Origin of the sequence: Levilactobacillus fujinensis, assembly GCF_003946335.1 — a bacterium.
Taxonomy (GTDB): Bacteria; Bacillota; Bacilli; order Lactobacillales; family Lactobacillaceae; genus Levilactobacillus; species Levilactobacillus fujinensis.
The window spans coordinates 1-11,939 of record NZ_RHNX01000051.1 but is presented as its reverse complement, the minus strand read 5'-3'; the positions used below and the strand labels follow the sequence as shown (position 1 = coordinate 11,939).

9 protein-coding genes are annotated in these 11,939 nt (G+C 44.9%); 6 read left to right on the top strand and 3 right to left on the bottom strand.

The window, feature by feature from the left end; translation table 11 throughout:
• The coding region (locus EKM89_RS12845; protein WP_164510537.1) for an IS3 family transposase at nt 1–90 on the top strand (90 nt) is incomplete at its 5' end.
• 83 nt (nt 91–173) lie between these two features.
• Here the strand turns inward: EKM89_RS12845 and EKM89_RS12840 are convergent.
• On the bottom strand, nt 174–1,214 hold the full coding sequence (locus tag EKM89_RS12840) for a zinc-binding dehydrogenase (protein WP_125689114.1): 1,041 nt from the start codon (nt 1,212–1,214) through the stop codon (nt 174–176).
• 460 nt (nt 1,215–1,674) lie between these two features.
• Here EKM89_RS12840 and EKM89_RS12835 point away from each other — a divergent pair, with 460 nt between their 5' ends.
• Nucleotides 1,675–3,591: a phosphodiester glycosidase family protein gene (locus EKM89_RS12835; protein WP_164510597.1), complete on the top strand. Its 1,917-nt coding sequence runs from the start codon at nt 1,675–1,677 to the stop codon at nt 3,589–3,591.
• Between the two features lie 45 nt (nt 3,592–3,636).
• A complete protein-coding gene (locus EKM89_RS12830; RefSeq protein WP_164510596.1) occupies nt 3,637–7,437 on the top strand; it encodes a DUF5776 domain-containing protein in 3,801 nt (1,266 codons plus the stop codon).
• A gap of 66 nt (nt 7,438–7,503) precedes the next feature.
• Here EKM89_RS12830 and EKM89_RS12825 read toward each other — a convergent pair whose 3' ends face one another.
• Nucleotides 7,504–8,379, bottom strand: a complete 876-nt coding sequence (locus EKM89_RS12825; protein ID WP_125689109.1) for a LysR family transcriptional regulator — start codon at nt 8,377–8,379, stop codon at nt 7,504–7,506.
• A 245-nt stretch (nt 8,380–8,624) separates the two neighbouring features.
• Between EKM89_RS12825 and EKM89_RS12820 the strand changes: the two genes are divergently transcribed.
• The 3 genes from EKM89_RS12820 (at nt 8,625) to EKM89_RS12810 (ending at nt 11,721) form a co-directional block, all read left to right on the top strand.
• Nucleotides 8,625–9,494, top strand: a complete 870-nt coding sequence (locus EKM89_RS12820) for an aldo/keto reductase (RefSeq protein ID WP_125689107.1) — start codon at nt 8,625–8,627, stop codon at nt 9,492–9,494.
• Between the two features lie 7 nt (nt 9,495–9,501).
• The gene (locus EKM89_RS12815) at nt 9,502–10,359 is read left to right on the top strand and encodes an aldo/keto reductase (RefSeq protein ID WP_125689105.1); all 858 of its coding nucleotides are present in this window, start codon (nt 9,502–9,504) and stop codon (nt 10,357–10,359) included.
• 186 nt (nt 10,360–10,545) lie between these two features.
• Nucleotides 10,546–11,721: a DUF998 domain-containing protein gene (locus EKM89_RS12810; RefSeq protein WP_125689103.1), complete on the top strand. Its 1,176-nt coding sequence runs from the start codon at nt 10,546–10,548 to the stop codon at nt 11,719–11,721.
• 128 nt (nt 11,722–11,849) lie between these two features.
• On the opposite strand, the gene EKM89_RS12805 is transcribed toward EKM89_RS12810, so the two are convergent.
• Nucleotides 11,850–11,939 (bottom strand): IS3 family transposase (locus EKM89_RS12805; RefSeq protein ID WP_164510537.1); only part of this gene is annotated, 90 nt, incomplete at its 5' end.

Sequence of the window (11,939 nt, the reverse complement as noted above, 5' to 3'; positions counted from 1 at the left end):
GATTGGTATAATAATTCGCGACGCCAACCAACACTAAACGGCATGACCCCAGTAGAATACCGGAATCATGCCGTTAAGAATACTGCATAATGATTTTAATTATTTAGCTGTCTACTTGACAAGGAGCCGCGCCCATCCCGATGAGTTCTGAACACCTTTTTAATTTCAGTAAGTTAATCGACCACAATCAGTGACTTGATAGCTTCACGATTGGTCATGGCTTGGTAAGCATCGTCAATATCGTCAAGAGTAAATTCCTTGGTGAAGACCTTGCCAGGGTGAATGTCGCCATCTAAAACGGCCTTTAACAAGACTTGCTTGTCGTAAGTCGTGACGGAAGCGGGACCACCGGCGATGATTGTGTTGGTGTAGAAGGAAGTGGTCATGTCCATCTTAGGTTCATGCGGCAGACCGACCCGGCCAACAATTGCACCTGGACGGGCAACCTTCATGGCCGTATCGTTGGACAATTCAGTTCCGACACATTCCAGAACGGCGTCGGCACCAGCGCCATTAGTTAGCTCAAGTACCTTAGCAACGGCGTCATCGCCCCGTTCAGAGACGATATCAGTTGCACCAAATTCAGTGGCGAGTTGTTGCCGGTCTGCATGACGACTCATGGCAATGATCCGCTTAGCACCGCGCATTTGAGCAGCGATAACGCCACAGAGACCAACGGCACCGTCACCAACAACGACGACCGTGTCACCCGTTTTGACGTTGGCAACGCGAGCAGCGTGGTAACCGGTAGCCATCACGTCGGCAAGACTCAACAGGGATTTGAGCATGGCATCGCTGTAATCGGCAGGCTTGCCAGGAATCTTAACCAAAGCCCATTCGCCGTGTTGGAAACGAATGTATTCGGATTGAACACCGTCACTGAAGTTATCGGTATGATTTTGGCAGACGCCATCAAAACCGGCAAGACAGGCAGCACAGTGACCGCAACCGTGGGTAAATGGGGCAATAACGAAGTCGCCAGGTTTAACAGTCGTGATGTCGGTGCCGACTTCTTCGACGATTCCGATGGCTTCGTGACCGGAGTTTTCGGAATGTTCAGCCTTGTCTTCTAAGCCGCGGTAAGCCCACAGGTCGGACCCACAGACACAGGTGCGAACGACGTGAATGATAACGTCGTCGGGTGCCTGAATCTGAGGCTTATCGATGTCTTCGATTTCAACTTTGCCAGGTTTCATAAAAATAGTGGATTTCATATTGTTTATCCTCCTAAAATAGTTCTACAGAAATTTTAAGCGTTTTCAGTTGGCTTGTAAAGAATCCTTACTTTCTGGCTTTAATACTACTCATAGGTTAGTTTAGCCGCACAATAACGTGATGTCTAATACTTGTCTGGCATTGCTGTGTATGCCTGTGGAGCATAGTTGAAGATATAATTATCCTTTTAAATTAGGGGTATAACTTTCAGGAAAATCAATTTTAAAGACGTTTAATATTCAAAATTTGTAACAATTATGAGAGGTCTTCTATATAAATAGAGATTTTTGTAGGGAGGTAAAGGTTACGTCGCCAAATAGTACAGGGTTAGTAAATGGCCACATTTGCAGCAAGCCTTCAGGTAAACTTAGTCTTATCCTGTTTCAGATTGATTAGGGGAAAAGCTTTATACGGCTACATGGGATAGGATAATTAACCATGGAGAGGGTTTGGAGAACAGTGACAAAGCGAAGTAGACGATTCAGCGCAGCACTTACCACCGCCTTAGTACTTATGCCATTGATGACGCCAGTAGCTCAGGCAAAAATGGGGGCAGCTCATCAAGTTTTAGCTTCTAAAGTAGTTTCTGAACAGAAAAAGGATACTGGAGATAGCGTAACAACCGATAGTAAGAAACGAACAATTGAAAAGATCGATACACAATTGGCAAAAGGCGTTACTGAAGAAAAACTGACATATAACAACTCAAAAGGTGAACGAACTGTGATGCAAACAGTTTCAGTTGACTTGAAGAATACAGGAGCAAGTCTATATGCCGGAACACCAGACGATGGGAAAGATTTCGCACGGCAAAAAGTCACGGATCAGGTGAAGGCCGCTGAAAAGAATGGTCATCAGGTCGTCGCTGGGGTTAACGCAGACTTCTTTAGTATGACTACTGGGGAACCTTCAGGGGTAGTTGTTAAAAACGGCGAAGTACTTCATGAAAAGAAGCCTAAAAATAAGGAGTCCTTCTTTGGTATTGCCAAGGATGGAACGCCAATGATTGGCGATCAAGATTTATATCTGAAAGTAAGTAAAGAGCAAGGATTTAAACAGGCGCTTGGTGGCCTAGGAATCCTAGTCAAAGATGGTGAAATCAACAAAGATTTCAAAGGGATGGACGATGAACGTTCAGCTAGAACTGCCATTGGTATTCGAAAAGATAAAACGGTTTTCTTTGTGACGATTGATGGCAAACAATCTGGCTATTCCAACGGTATTTCTGATCTTGAACTCGCACAGACGATGAAGGATCAAGGTGCCGTCGACTCTTTGAATCTTGATAGCGGTGGTTCGGCAACGTATCTATCGAGAACGCCTGGGGACAAGACGGTCAGTTTGAAAAACCGACCGTCCGATGGTGATGAACGGACGGTTGCGAACAGTTGGCTAATCTTAACCGACGAGGAATCAGATCATAAGTTCAACAATGCTTATGTAACCCCTAAGGATGAGGTCTATTCACCAAACTCCGAAGTTGATTTCTCGGCGAAGGGTGTCGATAAAGCAGGGTACAATGCTGACTTACCGACGAGTGGCTTAAGTTGGTCAATAAATGATAAGACGCTGGGCAGTATTGACGAAAAAAGTGGGAAATTTCTCTCTAGCGGCAAAGTAGGTAATGTCACTGCCACGCTCAGCAAGGATGGTAAAGCAGTTGGCGATTCTACCGTTACAGTGGCAACACCGGATGAAATTGACTTTTTAAATAAGAGTGTCAGCTTGAAGACGGGGTCGACACATTCTTTAGGCATGAAGGTTCGCTATAAGGACCGCGATGTCAATTTGAAACCAAATGATATTGTGTGGGATGTGCCTACAGAGATTGGGAAGATGAATGATAAGAACCAATTGGAGACTGCCAGTGGGCATGCTAAGGGTGTGGTTAAGGCAACGATTGCCGGAACTAAAGTAGCGAATTCATTGAATGTTGAGATTGGACAGTTGCCAGAGGTCTTATATGATTTTGAAAAGGGATTAGGCGATTGGAAAGTTGGTAGCTCAAATCGTGGAGAAGTCAATAGCTTAGGCTTGGCAAGCGAGGCTGACGGCCAGGTTCGATTTGGCGATCATGCACTTGAAGTCAAGTTTGGGTTTGATACTGCGCAAAAGGAAGCAACCATTGGGGCATACGCCGGTCCAGCCGAAATGAAAAATATTCCGGGAGCACCAACAGCCATCGGTATGTGGGTTTATGGGACACCTGAGGCACAAGGTTATTGGTTAAGAAGCCAGATTTATGACGGGAAGGGCACGCCCAAGCCACTTAATTTTACTGACGAAAGTACGGGGATCGACTGGCTAGGTTGGAAGTATGTGGAAGCACAAATTCCAGATAATTACGAAGGGCCATACGCAACATTTCCTAACTAAGTTGTCCGAATGATGTTGCTGAAGTCGGGTACGCCGGGACATACAATGCGTAAGGGAAGCATTTTCGTCGATAATATCCGTGCAGTTTATGGGGCAAATGTTGATGATTTAAAGAGTCCAATCATAGATAGTATTTCTGCCGATGGTGGAAACTATTCAGGAAATAAGCTCACGATCACCACAAAAATTCATGATGATATGAAGGATCCTAATGCGACAGGAATTGATTGGGATCGAAATAAAATCTATATTGATGGTAAGGACTATACCCTTGATGGCTCTAAGTATAGTTATGATAAAGATGGTAATTTCACAGTGAAAAATTACCAATTCGCCGATGGGGTTCATCACATTCGTGTTTCAATTTTTGACAAATTTGGTAACCGGACGGATAAAGATGCCTATTTTGAAATTCATGCGGGAAATAAGACGGGAGTTAGTTTCCAAGCGGCAAATGATGCCAAGCCTAAACTAGGCGGGACAGTAAACTTTGACCTAAATGCAGACGATTTATCTAATATTAAGTCTGGTGAGTTTACCGTTCAGTTAGCCAAGGGATTCCCAGTAAAGAATGTTGTGTTCTCTAATGGGTCGAAGGATAATACGTTTGACTACGATAAGAATACCGGCATTTTAAAGCTGCACGTGAAGGATACTGCGGGGAGTAAAAGTGGTAAGGGAGCACTTGCTCATATTACGGTTGCTATTCCCAAGGACACACCAAATGGCGCAAAGCTCAGCTATCAATTAGTGACCGGAACTGCAAAGTTTGATGATTTGAATGATAATGCTGATATGGTGAATACTTTTTCATCTAAGCCAAATGACCTAGCAGTCCAAGCAGATTACACGCTGGCTATGGATCAATATATCGTTGGTGAAAAAGGAAGTCTAAAGGTTATCGATTCAGATAAGAAGCCAGTTTCAGGAGCGACGATTACCATGACTTCTGCGGACGGAAAGTCTGAAGAAATTGGCAAGACAGATGATGAAGGAACACTTCAAAGTGAGAAGTTAACGCAAAAAGAAGGTCACTTTAAACTGACGGCAACTAAAGAGGGGAATAGTAGTTTTGAGACATCTGCCCAAGCGTTCACGCCGGTTAAAGATGAAAAACCATCAAACCTTTTAGCTGGGTCGACACAAGATCCTACTACGCAAAAGACAATTACATGGTTCTCTAACCCTGTGAAGGGAAATACAGAAACCATTATGCAAGTCGCAACTGATTCTGACTTTAAGAGTAAAGGCGATGGAGCATTTAAAAACTATAGTGGGGAGCGGAAAGTGTTTACCTACGTTAGCGATAGTAAAGCAGTTCGGGTAAATAGCGTGACTGCCAAGGATCTCAAGCCAGGGACGACCTACACGTATCGAGTAGGTGATGGAACGACATGGTCTGAAGCGCGTCATTTTAAGACGTTAATGGACAATGACCATCTGAACTTTAATGTTTTTGGCGATACGCAAGTAAACACAGCTGATCAACTTGGAGACTTTGATAAGATTATTCAGCATTTAGAAACAGCTAAAGACAAACCTGATTTTTCAATCCATGTTGGGGACTTCAACGATGATCAATCAATCTTTAATGAAGCTGATGTAACCTCGCAAATGTTTGATAAGCATCCGGCATATGATTCTCTTGATATGATTCATGTCTTGGGAAACCATGAATATATGGGTGATGACGGAAGTAAAGCAACTATGATGCTAGGGACGCCAGCGCATAATGGAGCGGCAGTTAACCGAAAAGGTACTTTCTCAGTTGACTATGGCAATATGCATATTGCATCATTGGGTTGGACCGATGATGTTGATGAAATGAAGCAGGAATTAGATTGGTTACGTAAAGATATGGCTGCGTCTAAGAAGACTTGGAAAGTGGTGGCAACGCATCAGCCACCATACAATAAAAATCCAGCTGATTCGCGATCGACGATGTTTAATAAAATGTTGCCACCAGTTTGTGATGAATTAGGGATTGACGTTGTCTTTAGCGGGCATGATCATTCGTATGGTCGAACGAAGCCACTGATTGCTGGCAAGGAAAATAAAAATGGTACCACGTATATTTCTGCTGGGCATACAGGGGACAAGACTTATGATATTCTGCCTAATGAGAAGGATGTCTGGGATTATATTCAAAAACCAGAGGAGAAGAAACAAAAAGTTTATCTCTCAGTTCAGGTTGATGGCGACAAGATGAATGTGATTACGCGTGATCCGGATGATAAGGAAGTTGATAAAGCTACTTTGACGGCTCATGGTGCACAAAATAGTGGTCAAAAGCCGGGAACTTCTACTGGCGATAGTAATACAGGCAAACCGGGTTCGAATGCTGGGGGCAGTACTACTACTGGTAAACCGGGATCTGATAATGGTGGTGGACACACTGAGGGCCCTAACACAGGGGACACTAATAAACCGGGTTCGAACTCAAACGGTAGCACTGATCATAAGCCGGGTCCTGATGGCGGGAATGGACACACGTCAGGAACGGACACTGGCAATAACAGCAGCAGTGGTAAGCCAGGGACAAGTTCCAATGGCGGGAATGGACACACGCCAGGAATAAACACTGGTAATAACAGCAGCAGTGGTAAGCCAGGGACAAGTTCTAATGGCGGGAATGGACACACGTCAGGAACGGACACTGGCAATAACAGCAGCAGTGGTAAGCCAGGGACAAGTTCCAATGGCGGGAATGGACACACGCCAGGAATAAACACTGGTAATAACAGCAGCAGTGGTAAGCCAGGGACAAGTTCTAATGGCGGGAATGGACACACGTCAGGAACGGACACTGGCAATAACAGCAGCAGTGGTAAGCCAGGGACAAGTTCCAATGGCGGGAGTGGGCACACGTCAGGAACAAACACGGGCAATAACAGCAGCAGTAAGCCAGGGACAAGTTCCAATGGCGGGAGTGGGCATACATCAGGGACGAATACCAACAAACCGGGCACTGACTCGACTGGTGGTAATAGTCACAGACCAGGTTCAAACACTGGAGGTAGTAACCATACGTCGGGAACAACGAACACCGGTGTTAGCAAACCAAATGTTGTCGGGAATAAGCCAGTACTAACCACAAATAGCGGTAGCAGTCACAATAATTCGGTGGATAGTACAGGAAAGCATCACAATACTAGTACTGATAAACAACCAGTCCAGAATAAGAAGGAACTATTGGAGAAAGTTGTGGCAGTGAAGGAAATTGCACTGTACAAGACGGCAAACTTCTCCAAGAAAAATAGAATTATTAGTTATACGAAGCAAAGTCAAATGCATCGACCAGAATTCAAGGTATTAGGAATTGCTAAAGCGAGAGACGGACGTTTACGGTACCATGTACGTGACATCAATAAGAGATCCAAAGGGTATGGTAAGACGGGATATATTACTGCCAGCAACAAGTACGTTCAGTCGGCAGAATACACGAAGAAGGTTAAGCTGTTAACAGTAATTAATATTCGAGGAATTAAATCCTACTTGAATGCTAAGCTAACTGGAAAGGCAAAACATCACTATCATCAAGGACAATTCTTAAAGGTTAAGCGAGTTGTTCATCAGGGTAAGACCGTTAAATTCCAGTTAACTAATGGCCAATATGTTTCTGCCAACACACACGATGTTCAGGCTGGAAAGGTCAAGGAGCCTAAGTCAGTGACCACCAAGCACACTATTAATTTGTACAGTGATGCTAACTTTAAGCACAAGGTTAGTCACATCTCATCCGGAAAAAAATTAAAAGTTAATGGTTGGGATTTCTCCGATAAGGGCGTTCTACATTACAAGGTTCAAGGCGGCTTTGTTACGGCTAGTCATAGCTTGATCAAGTAACAGAAAAAATAGAATTACTCAAAAAGTCCAATTCCATTCGGAGTTGGGCTTTTATGACGCTTAAAGCTAATTTGGCCACATCGCAGTCAGCTGTGAAATTACTGGCTGGACACGTGCCCTTTGCGAACGAAGGTAAATGGCATAGATGGACATCTGTGCCGCCGCGTCGCTAATTGGCAGGCAAACACGACTATCATTAGCGGCGGCCTGCTGTGGAATTACCGCATCGAATATGGAAATATTGGTACTGAAATAAGGGAAGTCAGCGTATTTCGTGATTTCGGTGAGTGCGGCCCGCTCTTCTTGATAGAAGAATTTGGCATTGGGAATGTTGGCTTGAATGATTTTGCGCCACGGGCCGATGTCGCTAGGGACCACGAAGCTAAGATCTTTAAGCTCGGCAAACGTAATGGTCGACTGATTAGCCTGGAACATAAATTGGTTGAGGTTTATAGCGAGGTGCTCAGTACCGATGAGCTGCGAATCGATGGTTTCAGTGGTTAAGGAATGATTGGAAAAGCCGAGCAAGTAGTTGTTATTTTTCAGGCCAGTGATGACTTGGGTTTCTGGCTGAGAGATGTTGGGCAGGTGTACACTTTTAGGCAGCTGGGCGTAAATGTGACGTAAGGCCACCAAAGGTCCCGGGATGGTCGTCGCGATGGTGAGGACGCGCTGACTGCGCTCGAAGTTACGGATGCGTTCCACAGCCTGATGATTCTCCGCTAATAGCGTGGCCGCTTCCTTAGCGGCTAACTCTCCGGCTGGGGTCAAACTCAGACGATTAGGCTGCCGGTCAAAGAGCTGAACTTCCCAATCGGCCTCTAATTTCTGCATACCGCGGGTGACGGTTGGTTGGGTCACGTTGAGTGTCGCCGCCGTTTTTGCCAGAGTACCCGTCTGGGCAAAGACGACTAACTCTTCTAATAAGTAATTTTCAATCATGGGTGACCTCCTGATGCTTACTTTTTGGTGGTTAGCGTACTTTAAAGTGGCTTCTTGTTGAAAAATTTCTAGCCCGTATAATACAGTATGTACTAGGTTAGAGGGCAATGGCCGATCTGGTAGTGACCGTTAAAGTACATTAGTATACAACAATCGTATACTAGCATGAATAAGTAGTAATTTTCAAGCGCTGGCTTGGGGTCTATAGTTAATTTATTCAAAAAGCGAAAGGAAGTCCCATAAAGATGACTGATGTCCCAACAATTAAATTAAGCGATGGTGTGGAGATGCCGCAGTTAGGTTTTGGCGTTTTCCAAGTTCCGGATTTAGCACAGTGTGAAGACGCCGTTAGCGCCGCGTTGGAATCTGGTTATCGGTTACTGGATACCGCAACGGCTTACCGTAATGAGGAAGCTGTCGGCCGGGCGATTAAGAAGAGTAGCGCTGCGCGTGATGATATTTTCGTGACCTCCAAACTGTGGGTGTCCGAGTTCACCTATGACCGGGCCAAGCAAGGTATTGACGCGTCCTTACAACGCCTTGGATTGGACTATCTCGACTTATATTTGTTGCATCAACCTTATGGCGATACGATGGGAGCTTGGCGCGCACTGGAAGAAGCCCAGCAGGCTGGTAAAATTCGGTCGATCGGAGTCTCTAACTTCTATGCCGACCAACTGAAAAATCTCGAGCTGACGATGAAGGTGAAGCCCGTTGTGAACCAGATTGAAGTGAACCCCTGGTATCAACAAGGACGCGAGGTTCAATTTAACCAGAGTGAAGATGTTCGGGTCGAGGCTTGGGCGCCATTCGCTGAGGGCAAGCACGGTATCTTCACGAACGCTACGATACAAGCCATTGCGCAAGTGCATGGAAAGACGGTCGGTCAGGTCATTCTCCGGTGGTTACTGCAACGAGGAATCACGGTCATTCCGAAGTCCGTTCACCGTGAACGGATGGTGGAAAACAGGAATATCTTCGACTTCGCGTTGACCGCCGATGAGATGGCGACCATGGCGTCCTTAGATCGACAGGAGAGTCAATTCTTTGACCACCGCGATCCAGTGACGATTGAACAGATTTTTGGCTCAAGCTTAAAACAATTAAAGGAGTAAGTATAAAATGACACCAACAATTAAATTAAATGATGGCAACAACATCCCAGCAATTGGCTTTGGGACATTTCAAATTCCTAGTGACGGTTCAACCTACAAGGCAGTGGCCGAAGCGTTAAAGGTCGGCTACCGGCATATTGATACGGCTGTTGCCTACTTCAATGAAGCGGAAGTGGGTCGGGCAATCAAGGATAGTGGTATTCCTCGCGACCAAGTTTGGGTAACCAGTAAGCTTTGGCTGCAGGATTTTGGCTATGAACCAGCCAAGAAGGCCATCAATCTCTCCTTGAAGAAGACGGGTTTGGACTACTTGGATCTTTACTTGATTCATCAACCATACGGGGATGTGCCGGGTGCTTGGCATGCGATGGAAGAGGCACAACGGGATGGAAAGTTGAAGTCTATTGGGGTCTCCAACATGACACCGAAGATTTGGCAGAATTTTGTGCCCCAATTTAGCGTGATGCCAGCCGTTAACCAGGTTGAATTCAACCCATATTTTCAACAAAAGGAAATTCGAAAGATTATGGCAAATGATAATGTTAAGTTGGAAGCTTGGGCACCGCTAGGCCAGGGCAACCAAGCATTGATCACTGATCCAGTCATTGTCAAAATGGCCGAAGCCCACAATAAGAACGTTGGCCAGATTATCTTACGGTTTGAAAATCAACTGGGCGTTATCGTCTTTCCAAAGTCCGTTCACGCCGATCGGATCAAGAGTAATCTGGACATCTTTGACTTTACGTTGAGCGATGATGAGATGGTTCAGCTGGAAGCTTTGGATAAAGGCAAGGGTCAACATGATCCAGATGCACCAGGTGTTCCGGAAATGTTGAGTTCCTATGATGTTCATGCCAATGATTAAGTGAGTAAAGCTTTAAGAAAGTATGATGTGTTTATGGACGGAATCGTATTGGTTCCGTTCTTTTTTGGATTCAGGTTTAATTTCACTGCAAACTAATCTACCACAAAATTGCTCATAACCTGGCCAATCTAGTGATAAAACTTGTTATAATGGAAATCATAGTGAAATAAGGCAGTGGAGGGAAACATGAAAAGTAAGAATTTTCAATTAAAAATACCGCCGGAAATTAGCGAGCAACTTAAGCTAACTGATGAAACGCCGGTTAAACTGGTGGTGAAACGGGATCGGTTAGTCGTGCAACTTGAGGAACCACGACTACAGCTTTTTCAGAACCGCGTTTTAGTTTGGCCGCTTGCGACCGCATTACTGACAAGCATTGGCTTCTACATTTTTTGTCTGTGGCGGGGGCTACGTAGTGTGCCATTGGCGGGCGACCGATCGTTAGCAACTGCAATTATTGTAATAGGGGTCATTATGGGAACATTGTTGTTTGCTGGATTTTTTATTCGGGACCGCAACAATCCACAAAATCACTTTACGAAGAATATTTATTGGCGAAACTTCCCAGTTATCGTGCTGTCGTTTGCGTTGATTTTGGCATTAATCCTAATTGGTAGTATGTGGTTGCTGGGGATGCTATTCAAGGGTGCCATTTTCGGTACCGCAACGGCCAGTATAATTGTATTTGCCTTTAGTTTGGTGACGAATTCAGCGATGGTTTATTTCGCTTTGATTGTCGACGCGGGAGTGTTGTCGACCGTATTAATACTGGTGATTATTAGTGGTGTCGTGATCGCCATGGCCGTGAATAATCAGAAATACTGGTGGCAACACAACCTGAGTTTCTTAGGAACCAGCAACGCTTCTAGCGGATGGCAATTCAACGCGACACTGATTTTTTCAGCATTATTAATGATTGCTTTGATTGACTATCTGTTTGTGAGTCTACATGAATTTTTCCCGCGGTCACGGCGATTATTGGTGTTACGAATCTTGTTAACACTAACGGCAATTGACCTGGGCTTGGTGGGGGTCTTCCCGAACAATGTGAACTCACATGATCTCCATGATGAAGTCGCTATTTTTCTGGTTTACTTTATCATTGCCTTGATTGTGGGTGTCCGTTGGCTCTTACCAAATATTACGAGGGATTTTTTGTATTTATCCTATGGTGTCGGCATCGCACTAGTCATCGCCGAACTATTATTTCAAGTGTTCGGTTACTTCTCGTTAACGGCGTTTGAGATGGTGGGATTTGTAATTGCTTTTGGATGGTTGTTGATGCTACTCGATCGTATCGAAGCCTTGATTAATTCCGGGACTGAAGGGTTGATTGAACCAGGGTCGGAGTCTTCAAAATAGCGCTAGGAGCCTGGGACAATAACTCCCCAGGCTCCTTTGGTATCTCCAAATTTACGTTACTGAAACGTGGGATAAAAGGCGGCTGGGCGCGGCTCCTTGTCAAGTAGACAGCTAAATAATTAAAATCATTATGCAGTATTTTTAACGGCATGATTCCGGTATTCTACTGGGGTCATGCCGTTTAGTGTTGGTTGGCGTCGCGAATTATTATACCAATC